The 17,978-nt window shown below is 61.4% G+C and carries 18 protein-coding genes and 1 pseudogene; 6 read left to right on the forward strand and 13 right to left on the reverse strand.

Going from position 1 to position 17,978, the window contains the following annotated elements; all coding sequences use genetic code 11:
- Window positions 1–123 precede the first annotated feature (123 nt).
- From ACZ9EJ_RS17145 to ACZ9EJ_RS17160, 4 genes are all read right to left on the reverse strand, one after another.
- Window positions 124–486: a hypothetical protein gene (locus ACZ9EJ_RS17145; protein ID WP_046633973.1), complete on the reverse strand. Its 363-nt coding sequence runs from the start codon at window positions 484–486 to the stop codon at window positions 124–126.
- 92 nt (window positions 487–578) lie between these two features.
- Window positions 579–1,439: a C40 family peptidase gene (locus ACZ9EJ_RS17150; protein WP_046639684.1), complete on the reverse strand. Its 861-nt coding sequence runs from the start codon at window positions 1,437–1,439 to the stop codon at window positions 579–581.
- 37 nt (window positions 1,440–1,476) lie between these two features.
- The gene (locus ACZ9EJ_RS17155) at window positions 1,477–1,818 is read right to left on the reverse strand and encodes a MarR family transcriptional regulator (RefSeq protein WP_046633977.1); all 342 of its coding nucleotides are present in this window, start codon (window positions 1,816–1,818) and stop codon (window positions 1,477–1,479) included.
- A 102-nt stretch (window positions 1,819–1,920) separates the two neighbouring features.
- Window positions 1,921–3,312: a leucyl aminopeptidase family protein gene (locus ACZ9EJ_RS17160; protein ID WP_046639683.1), complete on the reverse strand. Its 1,392-nt coding sequence runs from the start codon at window positions 3,310–3,312 to the stop codon at window positions 1,921–1,923.
- A gap of 141 nt (window positions 3,313–3,453) precedes the next feature.
- On the opposite strand from ACZ9EJ_RS17160, the gene ACZ9EJ_RS17165 reads away from it, so the two are divergent.
- Window positions 3,454–4,287, forward strand: a complete 834-nt coding sequence (locus tag ACZ9EJ_RS17165; protein ID WP_046633981.1) for a tetratricopeptide repeat protein — start codon at window positions 3,454–3,456, stop codon at window positions 4,285–4,287.
- A 308-nt stretch (window positions 4,288–4,595) separates the two neighbouring features.
- Here the strand turns inward: ACZ9EJ_RS17165 and ACZ9EJ_RS17170 are convergent, their stop codons facing one another.
- The 9 genes from ACZ9EJ_RS17170 to ACZ9EJ_RS17210 form a co-directional block, all read right to left on the reverse strand.
- On the reverse strand, window positions 4,596–5,570 hold the full coding sequence (locus tag ACZ9EJ_RS17170; RefSeq protein WP_046633983.1) for a type II secretion system F family protein: 975 nt from the start codon (window positions 5,568–5,570) through the stop codon (window positions 4,596–4,598).
- A gap of 12 nt (window positions 5,571–5,582) precedes the next feature.
- The gene (locus ACZ9EJ_RS17175) at window positions 5,583–6,596 is read right to left on the reverse strand and encodes a type II secretion system F family protein (protein ID WP_046639682.1); all 1,014 of its coding nucleotides are present in this window, start codon (window positions 6,594–6,596) and stop codon (window positions 5,583–5,585) included.
- A 13-nt stretch (window positions 6,597–6,609) separates the two neighbouring features.
- The gene (locus ACZ9EJ_RS17180; RefSeq protein ID WP_046633987.1) at window positions 6,610–8,097 is read right to left on the reverse strand and encodes a TadA family conjugal transfer-associated ATPase; all 1,488 of its coding nucleotides are present in this window, start codon (window positions 8,095–8,097) and stop codon (window positions 6,610–6,612) included.
- Window positions 8,098–8,112: 15 nt separating this feature from the next.
- The gene (locus ACZ9EJ_RS17185; protein WP_046633988.1) at window positions 8,113–9,408 is read right to left on the reverse strand and encodes a CpaE/TadZ family protein; all 1,296 of its coding nucleotides are present in this window, start codon (window positions 9,406–9,408) and stop codon (window positions 8,113–8,115) included.
- Between the two features lie 11 nt (window positions 9,409–9,419).
- Window positions 9,420–10,163 carry a CpaD family pilus assembly protein gene (locus ACZ9EJ_RS17190; protein ID WP_251090373.1) on the reverse strand — a complete coding sequence of 248 codons (744 nt, stop codon included), beginning with the start codon at window positions 10,161–10,163 and terminating at the stop codon, window positions 9,420–9,422.
- Between the two features lie 6 nt (window positions 10,164–10,169).
- The gene (locus tag ACZ9EJ_RS17195) at window positions 10,170–11,711 is read right to left on the reverse strand and encodes a type II and III secretion system protein family protein (RefSeq protein WP_046639681.1); all 1,542 of its coding nucleotides are present in this window, start codon (window positions 11,709–11,711) and stop codon (window positions 10,170–10,172) included.
- Window positions 11,712–11,724: 13 nt separating this feature from the next.
- Complete coding sequence (cpaB, locus tag ACZ9EJ_RS17200) at window positions 11,725–12,537, reverse strand: Flp pilus assembly protein CpaB (protein ID WP_037080285.1); 813 nt, start codon at window positions 12,535–12,537, stop codon at window positions 11,725–11,727.
- A gap of 113 nt (window positions 12,538–12,650) precedes the next feature.
- Window positions 12,651–13,166 carry an A24 family peptidase gene (locus ACZ9EJ_RS17205; RefSeq protein WP_046639833.1) on the reverse strand — a complete coding sequence of 172 codons (516 nt, stop codon included), beginning with the start codon at window positions 13,164–13,166 and terminating at the stop codon, window positions 12,651–12,653.
- Between the two features lie 119 nt (window positions 13,167–13,285).
- Window positions 13,286–13,477, reverse strand: a complete 192-nt coding sequence (locus ACZ9EJ_RS17210) for a Flp family type IVb pilin (protein ID WP_046639680.1) — start codon at window positions 13,475–13,477, stop codon at window positions 13,286–13,288.
- A 419-nt stretch (window positions 13,478–13,896) separates the two neighbouring features.
- Between ACZ9EJ_RS17210 and ACZ9EJ_RS17215 the strand changes: the two are divergent.
- From ACZ9EJ_RS17215 to ACZ9EJ_RS17235, 5 genes and pseudogenes are all read left to right on the forward strand, one after another.
- A pseudogene (locus tag ACZ9EJ_RS17215) lies at window positions 13,897–14,293 on the forward strand (pilus assembly protein N-terminal domain-containing protein).
- 100 nt (window positions 14,294–14,393) lie between these two features.
- Entirely contained in the window at window positions 14,394–15,032 is a 639-nt protein-coding gene (locus tag ACZ9EJ_RS17220; RefSeq protein ID WP_052764551.1) for a TadE/TadG family type IV pilus assembly protein, read from the forward strand.
- Window positions 15,032–15,625 carry a TadE/TadG family type IV pilus assembly protein gene (locus ACZ9EJ_RS17225; RefSeq protein ID WP_046639679.1) on the forward strand — a complete coding sequence of 198 codons (594 nt, stop codon included), beginning with the start codon at window positions 15,032–15,034 and terminating at the stop codon, window positions 15,623–15,625. The genes ACZ9EJ_RS17220 and ACZ9EJ_RS17225 overlap by 1 nt, the downstream gene beginning before the upstream one ends.
- A 112-nt stretch (window positions 15,626–15,737) precedes the next feature.
- Window positions 15,738–16,958: a phosphopentomutase gene (locus ACZ9EJ_RS17230; protein WP_046639678.1), complete on the forward strand. Its 1,221-nt coding sequence runs from the start codon at window positions 15,738–15,740 to the stop codon at window positions 16,956–16,958.
- Window positions 16,955–17,971 carry an adenosine deaminase gene (locus tag ACZ9EJ_RS17235; protein ID WP_046639831.1) on the forward strand — a complete coding sequence of 339 codons (1,017 nt, stop codon included), beginning with the start codon at window positions 16,955–16,957 and terminating at the stop codon, window positions 17,969–17,971. The genes ACZ9EJ_RS17230 and ACZ9EJ_RS17235 overlap by 4 nt, the downstream gene beginning before the upstream one ends.
- Window positions 17,972–17,978 lie beyond the last annotated feature (7 nt).

Consider the following 17,978-nt stretch of genomic DNA (forward strand, 5'->3'; position numbering starts at 1 on the left):
CAAAGTTCCGTATATCAGAAAGTAGTGGGGCAGCGGCGGCAGGTCGTCAATGGGCCAAGAGCGCCCATGCCCGACATCGCAAGATACGGTCTTCCGCCATGCCGGCTTTGAACAAAGATTGCCTTATTCGGGAAGATGGTGCGGATGGAGACCGGGGACCCACTCGGTGTTGGGCATGCGCGTGCCGGTATAGGTGATGCCGCTCGGCGTCTTGCAGCGATAGATCCGGGTCGGCATCACGTCGCCGTAGAGAATGTCGAAACTGCCACGGCTGCGATAGACGTTCTCGATATCGCTGGTGCATTCGTAGGCCTGCTTCTTCGCGTGTTCTTCCTCCGGCACGACGCCGGGCAGGTTACGGAAGTATGTCTGCACATCCTTGGGAAAGGCCTGGGGTTCGGCCGCGAATACCTCGGCCGGAACCAGCGCGGCGACAAGCAGCGCCACAAGCATCACGGCCGGCAGTATCCATGCACCTTTGAGCATCAATCGACTCCTCATCCACGAAAACTGCGGACGAATGAGAGATATGGACGGCAGGATGTCCAATCCATGGGCCGGGGACCACGTTTGCGTGATCACCGGCGGTTATCCAGGCGGCGATAGCCGGTGGGCTGCTGATAGATCCAACCGATCCGCTGAACGGCTGCCTCGAAATTCTCGCGGGCGACGCTCATCGTATGGCCGTTGGCGTGGAGAAGCGTCTCGGCACTCTCCATGATGCCGACATGACCCTTCCATAAAACGAGGTCGCCGCGGCGAAGTTCCCCTTGCGCGATCTCTTTGCCGATCGAGGCCTGCATATCGGAGTCGCGCGGGGCAGAATGGCCGGTCATCATCAGGGCGAGCTGCACGAGCGCCGAGCAATCCAGGCCAAACCCGGAGCGGCCGCCCCAGAGATAGGGCGTCTCGATGAATTTTTCGGCGACGGCGACATAATCGTCGCCCAGCATCTCGGCGATGGGCAGGCAATGGCGGGCGATCACCGCCTCACCGCTCGCCAGGACAAAATAACGCGTACCGCGCGTTTCCGCCTCGCCGGCAACGGTGACGCGGCTACCCATGGACAGGGCGCCGACCGGCGGCTTGCGCAGCTCGGCTTCCGGATAAAGAAAGGTGCGGGGCACGGCAATGCGGTGGGTGGGTTCGTCCAGGCTTCCCAGCATCGTCTCCGGCAGGTAGCCGACATAACCGTCCTGATCGGCCTGCACCCAGGCAAAACCATCGGCACGATCGAAAACCCGGACGGTTTCACCCCACAAAAGTTCGGTATCGATGCCGCGGGCAAGGTCCGGTGCCGGGCGGAGTTGGGCCACCGGCACTGCGATGCGTGCGGGTTCGCCGCGGACGAACTGGCCCGCCTCGACGCTGCCCTTCAGCGTCTCGTCTGCGAGATCGGGGCGGAAGGCATGCAGGCGTCTGTCGAGCAGCTTCGTCATCTCAAAATCCTCTTCGGGCGCTCCACGGCAAGCCCCATCACCGGCGGCCTTCCCGGATGATCAGGTCGCCGAGCTTTTCCAGATAGAGCGCACCCGCCACCGTGCGCTTGATCACCACGTTGCGGCGGTCCCGCTCGTCGCGCTGGCGGTCCACCAGACCCATCTCGCCCATCGTGTCGAGCGCGCGGGTGATGACCGGCTTGCTGACGCCAAGCGTCGCCGCCAGCCCGCGCACCGTATGCGGCGGCGGCACGAGGTAAATATGCAGCAGAATGGACATCTGGCGCAATGTCAGATCGCGGCCGTCGTGGCGCACCTGCTCCAGCGATACCCGGTGCCAGAGGCCCAGCGCTTCCGTGGCGGTCAGTTCAACCGGCATCACGACCCTCGGTTCAAAATCGGCCTTGGTTCAATATCGGGCGGACTTTAAGCCGAAGGTCTTACCGGTTTGTTTCGGAGCCGTTTTATTTCTTGAGGCCTGTTACTTCGCGGCCATGTCTCGGATCGTGCGGTAGAGCGCGCGGATCGCAAACGCTTCGCCGCCGACGGGCGCCTGCGGCTTTTCGGCCGCCACCCAGCCGTAGATGTCGAAATGCACCCAGCTTCTGGTGGCGGTGACGAAGCGCTTGAGGAAAAGTGCCGCGGTGATCGCGCCGGCCATGCCGCCCGAGGGCGAATTGGTGATGTCGGCGGCGCGGGAACGGATGTCCTTGTCGTAGCCCATCCAGAGCGGCAGGCGCCACATCGGATCGGCTTCAGCGCGGCCGGTCTCCATCAGCTTGCCGGCCAGGGCTTCGTCGTCGGTGAAATAGGGCGCAAGCTCGGTGCCCAGCGCGACGCGGGCGGCCCCCGTCAGCGTCGACATGTCGATCATCAGGTCCGGCGGGTTTTCATCCGCATAGGCGAGCGCGTCGGCAAGAACCAGCCGGCCTTCGGCATCGGTATTGTCGATCTGGACGGTGACGCCCTTGCGGCTCCTGTAGATATCGCCTGGGCGGAAGGCATTGCCGGAAATGGAGTTCTCGACCGCGGGCACCAGAACCTGCAGGTCCACTTCAAGACCGGCATCCATGATCATCAGGGCAAGTCCCATGACGTTCGCGGCACCACCCATGTCCTTCTTCATCAGCGCCATGTTGGCGGCGCCCTTGATGTCGAGGCCGCCGGTATCGAAGCAGACGCCCTTGCCGACCAGCGTGACCCGCGGATGGCCCTTCTCCCCCCAGCGCATTTCGAGCAGGCGCGGAGGTGACACGCTGGCGCGGCCGACCGTGTGAACGAGCGGGAAATTCCGGGCGAGCAGGTCCTCCCCGACAATCGAGGTAACGGTTGCGCCGTAATGTTCGCCCAGCGCCCGTAAGGCCGCTTCCAGCTCGATCGGCCCCATCTCGTTGGTTGGAATATTGATGAGGTCACGGGCCAGGAAAACACCGGCCAGCTGGCGCTCGACATCGACGGCATCGGCCGTGTCCGGGATCGCAAGCCGCACGTCCTTCGATTTTTCGGACTTGTAGCGGCTGAAGCCGTAGGTGCCGAGGCCGTAGCCGAGAGCAAGATGCGCATCGCCAAGCGCCGAGGTCTCGACATGCCAGTCACCCGCCGGCAAGAGCTTCGACAGTTTTCCGGTGATGAACGGCGCCTCGGCGGGATCGCTGCCGAGGCCGAACAGGGCGCTGCCCACTTCATTGCCCGCCGGGACCAGAAGCAGCGCGCCGGCTTCGGCCTTGAAGCCCGCCGCCTTCGCCCAGGCGAGTGCCGCCGCGTCGAGCTTCCCCGGTTCGATGTCGGCAGGCGTCACGGCATGGACCGGCCTGGTCGCCGCTCCTTTCGCGCTGAAGGGAGAGGGACGTTCGATATATTGATAGGGTGCCATGGAGGGAGCCTTCGGAAGCTGCTGGAATCGCTCATCTTAACGATCTGTTAGGGTTAACAGTTTATTGCTGGAGTGGAAATGCGCTATATGCCCGCTCCCTATTCGGAAGACGTGGCACCGGACCGAACGAGACCGCACCCCATGACCGCTTCCGCAGCCGTGACGCTTCGCAAGACCCGCCTCGCCCAGACCGCCGCCCTCGCGATTTTTGCCGCTCTTTCGGTCACCGGCTGCGCGACGAAGCGGGATGTAGAAACGACGGGCTCGATCCCGAAGGTCTCTGCCGCCTCCATGGACGGCATGAATGCGAACGATCTTGCGAGCACGGAAAAGTCTGTCGGTGCAAGCTATGCCCGCGATCCGAAGAACAAGCAGATCGGGCTGCAATATGCGACAGTGCTCGGAATGACGGGCAAGAATGCGCAGGCGCTCGCCGTGATGCAGCAGGTGGCAATCGCCCACCCGGCCGATCGGGACGTGCTGGCGGCCTATGGCAAGGCGCAGGCCGGTGCCGGCCAGCTCGAACAGGCGCTCGCGACTATCAACCGCGCCCAGACCCCCGATCATCCGGACTGGCGGCTCTATTCGGCCGAAGGCGCCGTGCTCGATCAGCTCGGCCGATCGGCGGAGGCCCGCCAGAAATACCGCATGGCGCTCGAAACCCAGCCGAACGAGCCAAGCGTGATGTCGAACCTTGGAATGTCCTACGTGCTTTCCGGCGACCTGAAGACGGCGGAAACCTACATGCGCAATGCCGCCGGCCAGCCCGCCGCCGACAGCCGCGTCCGCCAGAACCTGGCGCTGGTGGTCGGCCTGCAGGGCCGTTTCGCGGAAGCCGAACAGATCGCCCGCCGGGAACTCTCGCAGCAGCAGGCCGACGCCAACGTCACCTACCTGCGTTCGATGTTATCCCAGCAGAATGCCTGGGCAAAGCTCGCCGACAAGGATGGCAAGAGCAAGCCCAGTACGAATTGACCGGGCCAACCGTCATCCCAAAAAACCGGCCTTGCGCCGGTTTTCCTGTTTTCGGGATGGGCTTCCATCGGTACGCCTTCAGATGAGGCGCGAAATCACCGTGATGATTCCACCGATCAGGACGAGGTTCACGCAAAGTTTGGTCAGCATCGGGTATCCTCCAAAATCATATGGCGATCCGATCCGCATTCGTAAAACGGACGGAATTTTCGCCTGATGGGGGGATAATGATCGATCGCCGCTGAATGCGGTCTGAAGCCGGAATTCAGGTGGCGTTCACCGTCGGCTCGAAACCGCGGCCGACCTCATCAAAACTTGTCGGCGACCTGGATGCCGGCGGGGCCGAGGATGACGGCGATCAGCACCGGCAGAAAGAACAGGATCATCGGCACAGTCAGCTTAGGCGGGAGGGCCGCGGCCTTCTTTTCCGCTTCGTTCATCCGCTCGTCGCGGCCTTCCTGGGCAAGCACGCGCAGCGCCGAGGCAATCGGCGTGCCGTAGCGTTCCGCCTGGATCAGCGCCTGGGTAACCGCCCTGACGATATCGAGCTGGGTGCGGATGCCGAGATTTTCGAGCGCGGTGCGGCGATCCTGCAGGAAGGAGAGCTCGGCCGTCGTCAGCACCATTTCCTCGGCCAGCGGCGGCGATGCCTGCGCCATCTCCTCGGCGACGCGGCGCATCGCCGCTTCCATGGAAATCCCCGATTCGACGCAGATCAGCATCAGGTCGAGCGCATCGGGCCAGGCCCGCTTGATGGAATGCTGGCGCTTCTTCACCCGGTTGGAAATGTAGATGTTCGGTGCATAAAAACCGATATAGGCGACGACGATCGCCGCCAGCATCCGGATCGGGAACGGCCGGGTGGCAAGGTTGCCGAGCACGAAAATCCAGACGATGGCGCCTGCGAGGAAAACGAAGGGCAGCAGGAAACGGGCCAGCAGGAACATGTTGAGGGCGTTCTGCGACCGCAGGCCGGCGGCACGAAGCCTGTTGACGGTGTTGTCGTCCACCAGCGCCTTGCGCAGATTGAAACGCTCGACGATCTGCCGGACCGACTGGTTGTTCTGCGCGCGCAACGACGTCTTCGACTGTTCGGAATTCATGCGGGCGCGTTCGCGGGCGCGGATCTGTTCGCGCTCGGTGGAGACCGCCTTCATACGCTTGTCGAGGTCTCCCTTTTCGAGGAACGGGCTTGCCAGTGTGTATAGGGTCGCGAAAACCGCCACGGCCACCAGGATGGCCATCAGCGTGGTCGGATCGGTCAGCGTCGTGGCCAGTTCCATCGCCCCATCCCCTCAGATGTCGAAGTTGATCATGTTGCGCATGACGAAGATGCCGATCGACATCCAGACACCGGAAAACAAAAGGATCAGGTGCCCGCGCGGATCGGTGAATATGATCGAGATGTACTGAGGCGAGGTGAGGTAGACGAGCAGCGAGACGATGAAGGGCAAGGCGCCGATGATCACCGCCGAAGCCTTGGCTTCCATCGACAGCGCCTGCACCTTCGCCTTCATCTTCCTGCGCTCGCGCAACACCTTGGAAAGATTGCCGATCGCTTCGGAAAGATTGCCGCCGGCCTGGCCCTGGAGGGTGATGACGATCGAGAAGAAATTCACTTCCGGCAGCGGCATGGTCATCATCATGCGCGTGCAGGCTTCCGGAATGCTCAAGCCGACTTGCTGGGATTCGATCACGCGGCGGAATTCCGTCTTCACCGGTTCCTGGCCGTCCGAAGCGATCAGCCGCATTGCATCGTTGAGCGGCAGGCCGGATTTGATCGATCGCACCATGACGTCGAGCGCATTCGGAAATTCCTCGAGAAACTTGTTCTGGCGACGCTTCACCAGGAAACCGATGATCCAGCGCGGCAACCCGACCGCGCTGACAAAAGCGGCACCGACAGCAGCGAGCAGCGGCAGACCGGCGATCACGGCCACGAGGAAAACGAAGACGCCGAAAAGGACGCTGAACATATAGAAGCGGCCCATCGTCAGGGAGAGGCCGGTCTGGGGGAGCTTGGCCTTCAAGCTGCCGTCGGCCATCTTCTTGTTCTTCTCTTCCTGCTTCTTCTCCAGGTCCTTGATCGAATCCTGCATGGACTTGCGGCGCTTGGAAAGCTCCTGCACGCGGTCGCGCGCGGCCTTGACCTTGTTGAGATCGGTTTCCGCCGATTTCACCCGGTTGAGCCGGCTATCGGCCTTCTTTTCCACTTCCATGCGAGAGAACAACAGCGCGTAACAGACCGCCGCCGCGGCGACCGCCACGAGGGCGATGATCGCCACGACATTGATATCCAGCCCGAACATGGAACCCTGCTCCTCAGCTCTTGGTTTTTTCCATCGCGTCAAGCGCGGCGGAAAGGCGCTTTTCCTCGTTGTAGTAACGGGCGCGGTCCCAGAAATGCGGCTTAACGATACCGGTCGACATATGCTTGCCAATCAGGCGGCCATTGGCGTCCTCGCCGTCGATCTCGTAACGCATCAGGTCCTGGGTGATGATCACGTCGCCTTCCATGCCGACCACCTCGGTGATCTGGGTGATGCGACGCGAACCGTCGCGAAGGCGGGCCGCCTGGATGATGACGTCGATCGAACCGGTGATGATCTCGCGCACGGTCTTGGCCGGCAGCGAATAACCGCCCATGGCAATCATCGATTCCATACGGCTCAGGCATTCGCGCGGCGTGTTGGCGTGGATCGTGCCCATCGATCCGTCGTGACCGGTGTTCATCGCCTGAAGCAGGTCGAAGACTTCGGGTCCGCGCACTTCGCCGACAATGATGCGCTCGGGGCGCATGCGCAGGCAGTTCTTGACGAGGTCGCGCATGGTGATCTCGCCCTCGCCTTCGATATTCGGCGGACGGGTTTCGAGCCGGACCACATGCGGCTGCTGTAGCTGCAGTTCGGCCGTGTCCTCGCAGGTGATGACCCGCTCTTCCTTGTCGATATAGTTGGTCAGGCAGTTCAGCAGCGTCGTCTTGCCCGAACCGGTACCGCCGGAAATGACGATGTTGCAGCGGACGCGGCCGATGACCTGCAGAAGCACGGCGCCTTCCGGCGTGATCGCGCCGAACTTGACGAGCTGGTCGAGGTTCAGCTTGTCCTTCTTGAACTTACGGATGGTGAGCGCCGGCCCGTCGATGGCAAGCGGCGGCGCGATGACGTTGACACGCGAACCATCCGGCAGGCGCGCGTCGCAGATCGGCGAGGATTCGTCGACGCGGCGGCCGACCTGACTGACGATGCGCTGGCAGATCGACAGGAGCTGCGAATTGTCGCGGAAACGTATTTCGGATTCGATCGTCTTGCCGGCGACTTCGATGAACGTCTGTCCCGCGCCGTTGACCATGATATCGGAGATGTCGTCGCGGGCGAGCAGCGGCTCCAGCGGGCCGTAACCCAGAACGTCGTTGCAGATGTCCTCGAGCAGTTCCTCCTGCTCGGAGATCGACATCGCGAAATTCTTGATGGTGATGATATCGTTGACGATATCGCGGATTTCCTCGCGCGCGCTTTCCGCATCGAGCTTGGCAAGCTGGGAAAGGTCGATCGTATCGATCAGCGCCGAGAAGACCTGGCTTTTGGTGTCGTAATAGAGTTCCGTGCGCGCCGGGCGCTTGCGGGCCGCGGATTGCGGCGCGAGCGGCGGCGGCGAAGAGATCTGCTGCCGCTGGGTGACCGGATCGCGCACCGGCTCGGCAAGGACTTCCGGAGCAGCGGACCGCGCCACGACAGGCACAGGTGCAGCCGCCGGCGGCGCTACGCTGCCGCTCTTCCCAAATCCCTCGTTTCCGCGTTTTCCAAACATACCGGTTTCCTGGTGTTATGCCTTCTTGCGCCCGAGCATGCCGAGCATCTTGCCGAGGCCACCCTTCTTCACCTTCTTCATGGCGATGCGGCCCGTGACGATATGGGCGATCTGGGAGAAGGTTTCGGCGACAGGCGACTTCGCGTCGATTTCGGAGATCATGCGGCCGCTATTGGCGGCATTGCCGAACAACTGCACGTCGAACGGCAGGATGGCGATCGGCTCGATCTCCAATGGTTCGATGAAATCGTTCGGAGCGATCTCCGGACGCTTCGGCATGCCGACCTGGTTCAGGATCAGATGCGGCGCACGGTCGTTCGGGCGAAGCTTCTTCAACGCATCGATCATGTTCTTGGTGTTGCGCAGGTTGGCGAGATCGGGAACCGCGCAGATCACCACCTCGTCGACCTCCGACAGAACCGCCCGCGTCCATTCCGTCCAGCCATGCGGGACATCCAGAACGGCCATCGGCGCGCTGCGCTGCAGGAGCTCGATGATCGGCGTGAAGGCGTTGCGATCGAAATCATAGGCACGATCGAGCAGCGAGGGAGCCGCCAGCAGCGAGAGATGCTCGGAGCACTTGGTCAGAAGGCGATCGAGAAAGACCTCGTCGAGGCGTTCCGGCGCGAAGACGGCTTCCGCGATGCCCTGGGCCGGATCCTGATCGAAATCGATATTGGCGGTGCCGAAGGGCAGATCGAGATCCGCCAGGATGGTTTCGGTCGAGAACAGGTTCGAAATGCCGAAGGCGCAGTTGTGCGCGATCGTCGAGGCCCCGACGCCGCCCTTGGCACCAATGAAGGCGATCGATTTGCCGAGCGGCTCGGCTTCAGGATCCACGAAGATCGCCGAGATCGAAGCCAGCATGTCGGGCATCTGCACGGGGCCGACGAGATATTCGGAAATGCCGTTTCGGATCAGCTCGCGATAGAGCGAAATGTCATTGTAACGGCCGACGACGATGACCCTGGTCGAAGGGTCGCACACTTCCGCAAGCGGCGTGAGCTCATGGAGCAGGTTCTTCGGCTCGGCGTCGGTTTCCAGGATGATGAGGTTCGGGGTCGGGGTGGACGAAAACATGTTGGCGGCAGCACTGGTGCCGCCGATCGTCACACGCAGATTGACCTTGGCCATGCGGCGATCGCGGGCCATGCGATCCATCATGCGCTGCATCCCGTCGCTTTCGCAGAAGGAATGGATAGAGATGCGCGGCAGCGGGCGCAACGCGTCGAAATCGCCCGGACGATCGGCGTCCTCGGCAAACCCTTCACCCTGGCCGGGAGTGCGGATTTCGTAGTTGATCGCGCTCATCATCTTGCCCGTCAATTGTTGTTAATCGTGATCGTCGTGCCTTCACCGCCGCTCTCGCCGCGGTAATCGCTGATGACCTTGGCGCGCTGCGCCGCATCGATCGGCGTGATGGCGCGCGGGGCGATGAGGTCCGTGGGATTGGCGACCTGGGCTGCAAGGTTGTTCTGGCTGGCGCAGCCGAAATTGTACCAGTTCCTGTTGCCGAACGTATTGTCCGACAGGTCTGCCGGCCACTCGCCGCACTGGCCGGTCATCGCCTTGGTCGTCACGTAGGAAAGCCGGATCGGCGCCGCATCGCCATTCGGCGAAGCAGCGTAGCTGCTCATCAGGATCCGCTGCGGCTTGATGCCGGAACGCGTCAGCTCGCGGCGGATATCGCCTGCCAGATGCTGGGCCGCACCGGAATTATACGAGCCGGATGGAACCTGGATCTGCATCACGCCGGCCGGCGACGCCATGAAGTTTTGCGCAAACCCCTTGACCGTATCCCGCATCCCGGTCGTCAGGCGGACATCACCGGAGGCGATCGGAATATCGAGCGTCGTCTGACCTTCAGCCAACACGATCGGATGGCGGGTGCGATAATCGTCGGGGATGGAGCCCGTCGTGAGCTGGCTGTTGCCGCAGGCCGACAGGAGCAGTCCGGATACGGCAAGCGCCATGGCTGCAGCGACCCCGCGGCGACGGGACCTGATTATACCCTTGGTCATCGCATCCTGTCCTTCGGCCGAGATTTTCTGGGTTTCAATGTCCATGACCGCTCACTTGTAGATAAAGCCTACGGCGCCGTGATACTGGCCCGCCGCGACGGGTCCCTTGCGGCCGTAGATCTTGTTGACGCGATTCAGGAAGAAGGTCGCGGCATCGTTTTCCGGATAAAAGTTGTCGTCCGGTCGGGCGATCTCGTTGCGCGCAACGGGGCGGACCAGATAAGGCGTCGCGATGATCACGAGTTCGGTTTCGTTGCGGATAAAGTCCTTGCTGCGGAAAAGCGTGCCGAACACCGGGACCTTGGAAATACCCGGAAGGCCGGACATAGCCTGCCGGACATTGTCCTGCACCAGGCCGGCGATGACGATGGAGCCGCCGGACGGCAATTCGACCGTGGTCGAAGCCTCGCGCTTGCGGATCGACATGTAGGTATTGCCCGGAATCCGCAGCGAGGCGCCGTTACCCGTCACGGCAGAACCTTCGTAAGTCGGCTCCGAAACGTTGGTCTCGATCACCAGACTGATGCGTCCGGGGGACAGAACAACGGGCTTGAAGTTCAGTTCAATGCCGTAATCGACCGTGTCGACCGTCTGCGTGACAGTACCCTCTTGCCCATCGACTTCCTGCTGGCCAGGCAGGCGGTATTCACCGCCCACATAAAATTTCGCTTGCTGGCCGGAAATGGCTGTCAGGCTGGGTTCGGCAAGCGTGCGCATGACGCCCGCCTGTTCCATGGCGTTCATGTAAGTCGAAAGACCGACATTGCCGATGTTGCCGGACAAGACGCCTTGAGCGGCCAGGCCGACGGCGTTTCCAAGATTGGCGGGGTTGGCAAAGGAAATCGAGCCTTTGGGGCCAGACACGGAGCCGTTGAAACCGAGTTGCTTCAGCACCTGCCGACTGACTTCTGCAACCGTCACCTTCAGCGTGACCTGGTCTTCGCCCTCGATCGTCAGGAGGTTGACGATCTGGGACTGCTGTCGGTTTTCGGCGAAGATGTCGGCGTCACCGTTATTGCCCTGAGCCGTGATATTCCGGGTGGTCGCCTCACCGCCCTTGAGGAAGGCAGTGGTCAGCTTTTCGGCCTGAGCCGAATCCTGCGGCGTCCGGACGCTGCCCGACAGAACGATGTTGTCCGAGATGATCTCGACCTTGATGTTCGATTCCGGCAGGAAACGGCGAAGGTTCTGCTCGAGACCAGAAATATCACGCTCGATTGCCACGTCCAGGCTGACGATTTCCTCGCCGTTGGGTCCGAAGACGAAGATGTTGGTCTGGCCGACGGTCTTGCCGAACAGATAGATACGACGGGAGGTGCGCGTCACCGCGTCAGCCATGCTCGGGTCGGCGACCAGGATGTCATGGGCGTCGGACGGCAGGTCGACGACCAAGGCCTTGTTGAGGCCGAGTTGAAGCCGTTTGCGTATTCCGGGCCCGCCTTCGGTGATGCGGACGACGCTGTTTTCGGCCGCCAAGGCTTGCGCCGGCTGAAGGCTGATCGGGGCAATATTCAGCGAAACGCCGGAAAAGGCGAGGCAAAAAGCCATGCCTGCCGCTACCGAGCTACGAATCTTGTGTTTCAGACTGTTCACTTGAGCGCTCCGTTCATTTCGCCTGCACCGCCGTCGCCGTGCTCTTGACGATCGCCCCCGATTTGATGACCTGGATATCCGCCTTGCCATCACCCCCATGCAGCAAATAGTCCGGGGCTACCGTGTCGCTTTCCTGCGAGTCCGCGACCGAGCGTAGCGCAAGCGTCAGCCGCTGAGCCATCTGCTGAGCAACGGCGATGACCTTTGCCTGGTCCGGTGTCAGTTCCAGCGTCGCCGTGGTGCCGACGACGGATTTCTTGCCGTCCTCGCTCTCCTGGACCTGCTGGTCGATCGCGAGGACGCGAACGTTACTCAGGATGTTTTCGGTGATGTAGTTGCCGTTGTCCTTGTTCTCGCGCACCATGATGATGTCGACGCGATCATTCGGCAGCACGAAGCCGCCGGCGCCCGTCGCAACCGAAATCTCGGTAGCGACAGCCCGTTTTCCGGACGGCAGCAGTGAGGACATGATCCGGCTGGATGAATCGGCGATCTTTTCGGCGCGCATCGGCTCGCCCTTGAACATCGGCATGCGGACGACGACGCCCTGAAGCTCGGTCATGGCATTGGGGCGCGTGGAATCGGTGATGAATCCGTCGACGATGCCGCTTGAGGGCCAGGACATCCATGCCATCGACTTGTCGTTCAGCCGGCTGCCCACGGGAAGGTTCTCAGCCGTAACGAGCACCTTGACCGTGGGCTCCTTCTGGATGACGGTTTCCACCAGTTCGGGTGCCTTGGTGCCGGAAAGACGCATGGCAATCATGCCGGCGAGGCCCGCCGCCACCACGGCAACCGCTAGAATAATGATACGGGTGGGCTTCATGGCCATTCCTTGAGGGAATACTAACTTCCCGGAGAATGGCCTCCAATGGTGTAATTATAGTTAATGAGACGCTTACAATTCTGGTTAACGCGATCTTTCAATCGCTGAAACCTTTATTGAAACGCCTTCATGGCTAAGAGATGGATCGGTGCCTGCTCGAAGGTCAGGAAGCCAGCGATCGCGATGGCGATCCCGTAGGGGATCTTCTTGGCATTGACGAGGGATGGCGGGAGGGGAATACCCATGGCCATGACCGAGCCCGCCTGCGAGCGCAGGAGAAGGAAAACAAGGGTCACAGCGCCGCCGACATAACCGACGGTGACCAGGAAGACGAGAAGCGAGTGATTGAAGCCGAACCAGATCGCGGCCGCGGTCAGTAGCTTGGCGTCGCCGCCGCCCATGACGTTCAAAGCGAATAGCCCGAAGCAGGCGCCGAACACGGCAAGGCCAGCGACGAGATTCATGCCGATCTCCGGCCATGCGAGACCAGAGAGCGGCGCGAGGATGAGAAAGGAAGCGAGAAGGGCTACCGATACCCGATTTGGGATCGTCATCGTGACGAGATCAGAGATAGCGGCAAGCGCCAGTCCGAGTGGCAGGATCGACAGAACCAAAAATGCAACAATCATGCTTGCCATTCGTTCCATCCCGCTGACCTGCACGCCGAAGGCTGCAAGGCTTAGAGTTTCAAATAGGCAAAGCCGCCCCTGCGGACGGCTTTGCGTACATATCGAAGCGGTACCTCGAATTATCGGGTAGACGCACTGGTAGACGCAGTGGTCATCTTGGTAGAGATGGTATTGAAAGTCGTGCTCAGCGAATTGCCGAGAGTGGTCGCTCCGGCGATCAGGGCAACGGAGATGAGGGCTGCGATAAGGCCATATTCGATGGCAGTCGCACCAGACTCATCTTTCAGAAAACGAGCGAAAATCTTGGTCATGGAACTCTCCTACTCCACATTTGTTGTTCAGCACTTCCCGACAACTGTTTTCCGTTGTTCGGATGACTGCAACCTACAGAGGGACGATTGCCATCGGCTTAAGGAACATCGTTACCTTCCGGTTAACGGAGGATTGCCGGTTGCGTGGTAAACGAAGGGGAAAGAAGAAAACTTGCATTCGAGCGACCGCCCCCTTCTACTCAAAATTTGCTAATGTTCATTTTTTTACAGCGCCTTAATCTGAATGCAGAAAATCTGAAATTTGCTTCTGTGAGTTGCAATGCCGGCCAATCGGCAATCGTTAAGACGAGAGCAAGAACGGCCTTCTGTGCCGCTTAACGCTTCATTCACCAATCGCGGCCATCCTTGCGCAGATAACAATCTCACCTGAAGGCCATCCAATGTTGTTCCGTAGCGTCATGGTCCGACTCCTCGCCATTTGCGGTGTCGTCTTCGCGGGCGCAGGGCAATCGGCAGCGCAGGATCAGGGAGACCTTCTGCGCGTATTCATGAATCACGCGCGCGTGCTGAAACTCGACAGGCCGGTCAGCAAGGTCATCGTCGGCAACTCGAACGTGGCCTACCGATGCCACCGTTGCGGATTCGACCACGATTGTCCTGACCGGCCGCAGCTTCGGCACGACCAATCTCGTGCTGCTGGACGCGGAGGGCAATGCGATTGCCGACGAACGCGTCCTCGTTTCCATCGACGAAGGAAACACGGTGCGCGTCTTCCGGCAAACCGAACGTTCCATCCTCTCCTGCACCCCCAATTGCGAGCAACACGCCGAGTTCAAGAACACCGCTACGCCCTGATCGGGGACAGGTGGTTAAACTGCGGACAATCGCTGCAACGGAATCTCAATAATCCAGCCATAGGATCGGCACGCTCAAGCCGGGCTGTCGGACGGAAACCATGTGCCAGGATTATGACGATACCAGAACCAGGGCGCCGATGCCCGTAAGATCCAAGGGCGCGTGGCGGCGGATTGCCCGCTCCAAGGACGGTGCAGCCGCAATCGAATTCGCATTGCTGGCCATTCCCTATTTCCTGATCGTCTTTGCGATCGTCGAAACCTTCATCGCCTATACGGGCGAGCAGCTTGTCGCCAATGCCGTCGATACGATGGCGCGCAAGCTCAGGACCGGCAACATCACCTATGGGCTCAATCGCGGCACGGACAAGAACGAAACAGAATTCCGCCGCGCCTTCTGCGAAGAAATATCGATCATTATCAAGTGCAGCGAGGAGGAGATAACGACGCCGGATAAACTCCTGCTCGACGTCCGCTCGTTCGCCAGCTTTGCTCTGATCCCGACGACAATTCCGCGTTCGACCTCCGGCAGTGCTTTCGGCGAGCTTGACACATCTTCCTTCACCTATGCGCCAGGCCCCGCCAAAAGTATCAACATGCTGCGCGCCTATTACCGCTGGGACGTCATCACCGATCTGATCCGGCCTTACATCACCAATGTGCGGCCTGAGGGCGGCGGACGTCCGAATTATTTCCTGATCGTCGAGACATCCGCCTTCCGAGCCGAGGACTATCCGTGATGGAAGAACAAAATCGCCCGCCGCGGACGCGATATTCTGGCCTGTTGATCCGCCTCAAGCAGCTGGTGGCTGACAGCCGCGGCGTCGGAGCCGTGGAGTTCGCCCTGATCGCGCCGCTCCTTCTCAGCCTCTATATCACGTCCTTCGAGATCACCATCGGCCTCAGCGTCTCCAAGCGGGTGACGCACAGCGCCAGCACCATCGCCGATCTGGTGACCCGGGAAACGAGCGTCGACAAGACGATCCTGATGACGATGAAGGATGTGACCGCAAGTCTTTTTGCGCCGTATACGCCCAACACGCTCAGCATCAAGGTCACAGGGGTGGCACTCGATGCTACCGGCAGTCCGACCGTTGCCTGGTCATGGGACGACAAGAATGGCAGGCCGTATGTGATCGGCTCTGCGGTTCAGGTGCCGGCCGATATGCATATCGCCAATTCCTTCCTCGTCCGGGCGGAAGTCTCAGTTCACCATGAACTCCTGATGTTCATGCCCGGCCTCCTGCCGAGTGAGGTGCGGGACCTCACCATTGCACGGGAATATTTCTACCGCCAACGCCTCGGAGACAGTGTCAACTGCACCAATTGCTGAAGCGCATCGGACGTTATCCCCCTTTGCTAATACGCCCCACGGCTATATGAATCCCGATTCGGGCCGGCCAGCAGAACAGTCGGCTGACAATATTCAAACTTCCGGGTGACCGATGGCGCGTGCCTTCCTGTTCGTTCTTGATTCATTCGGCGTGGGCGGCGCCCCGGATGCCGATGAGTATGGCGATCTGGGTTCCAACACGCTCGGACATATCGCGGAGTTCTGCGCGGCCGGCGTCGGCGATCGGGCGGGCCTGAGGGAGGGTCCGCTGCATCTGCCGAACATGTCGTCGCTCGGGCTTCTGGAAATCGCCAAACTTGCCAGCGGCGACTATCCCGCCGGCATGCCGATGCCGGAGCGGATCTTCGGCCTGCACGGCGCGGCCAACGAAATTTCCCGGGGCAAGGACACGCCGTCCGGCCATTGGGAAATCGCCGGGACGCCCGTGATGTTCGACTGGGGTTATTTCCCGACCGAAGGCGAGGCATTCTCTCCCGAGCTTGTGGACGCCATCTGCCGCGAAGGCGACATCGCAGGCATTCTCGGCAACTGCCACGCATCCGGCACGGAAATCATCGCCCTGCTCGGGGAAGAACATATCCGCACCGGAAAGCCGATCTGCTACACGTCGACGGATTCCGTCTTCCAGATTGCCGCCCACGAGACCCATTTCGGGCTCGACCGGCTGCTCAGGCTCTGCGAAACCGTGCGGGTGCTGCTCGATCCGATGAATATCGGCCGGGTGATCGCGCGACCCTTCCTCGGCGAAACGGCAGAGACGTTCCAGCGCACCGGCAATCGCCGCGACTTCTCCGTACCGCCGCCGGAGCCGACATTGCTTGACCGGCTGATCCGGGGCGGCCGGTCGGTGCATGCGATCGGCAAGATCGGCGACATCTTTGCGCATCAGGGTGTTTCACGCGTCATCAAGGCGAACGGCAATGCGGCGCTGATGGAGGCGACACTCGCCGCCATGGACGAGGCGGCGCTGGGGGATCTCGTCTTCACCAATTTCGTCGATTTCGACATGCTCTACGGCCATCGCCGCGACGTGCCGGGTTATGCCGCGGCGCTGGAAGCCTTCGACCGCTCCTTGCCGGACGTCCACCGGCGGCTCAAACCCGGCGATCTCGTCATTCTCACCGCCGATCATGGCTGCGACCCGACCTGGCGCGGCACCGACCACACCCGCGAGCGGGTGCCGGTCATGGCGTTCGGGCCGGGCATCCGCTCCCGCTCGATCGGGATCAGGTCAACCTACGCGGACATTGCGGAAACCATTGCCGCGCATCTCTCGATCCCGCTTGGGCCCAACGGATGGAGCTTCCTTTGACCAGCCACCTCCTCAAGGCCGAGATCCATTGCCATATCGAAGGCGCCACACCGCCAGCGCTGGCGGCGCTTCAGGCGGAGAAATACGGCATCGATGCGAGCAAGGTGCTGCGCGACGGCGCCTATGTCTGGTCGGATTTTTCCGAATTCATCGTCTGCTACGATGCGGTCGCCTCCCTGTTCAAAACCGCCGGCGACTACGCGCTGCTCACCGAGACCTATCTTCTGGAACTCGCCGCCGCCAACACGATCTACAGCGAGATCATCGTCTCGCCCGACCACGGAGACCGGATCGGGCTCGGGGCGGATGCCTATCTCGCCGGCATCTGCGACGGCATCCATGCTGCACGAGAAAAGACCGGCATCGAAGCGCGGATCATCGTCACCGGCGAACGGCATTTCGGCCCGGACCGGGTGGTCTCGGCCGCCGAATACGCCGCCCGTGCGAAAAACCCACTGGTGACCGGCTTCAACATGGCCGGCGAGGAACGCATGGGCCGCGTCGCAGACTATGCGCGCGCCTTCGATATCGCCCGCGATGCGGGGCTCGGGCTCACCATTCATGCCGGCGAGGTCTGCGGTGCCTTCAGCGTCTCCGATGCACTCAATCTGGTGAAGCCTTCCCGGATCGGCCATGGCGTGCGGGCGATCGAGGATCCGGCACTGGTGGAACGGCTTGCCGAGCTCGGCACCGTGCTGGAGGTCTGCCCCGGCTCGAACATCGCGCTGAACGTGTTTCCGGATTTCGACAGCCACCCGCTGAAGCGCCTCAAGGCCGCCGGCGTGCGGGTCTGCATCAATTCCGACGACCCTCCCTTCTTCCACACCTCGCTCGCCCGCGAATACGATATCGCTTCGGCGATCATGGGGATGCCGGATGACGAGATCGATGAGATGACGCGCACCGCGATCGAGGCTGCCTTCGTGGATGAAGAAACAAGAGCGAAGCTGATCGCCCGGTTCGACGCGCAGAGCGGGCCAGAGGCTGGGGATGAGGCGGCCAGGCGCGCCTGACGGGTTG

This window comes from Neorhizobium sp. USDA 3394, assembly GCF_056280385.1.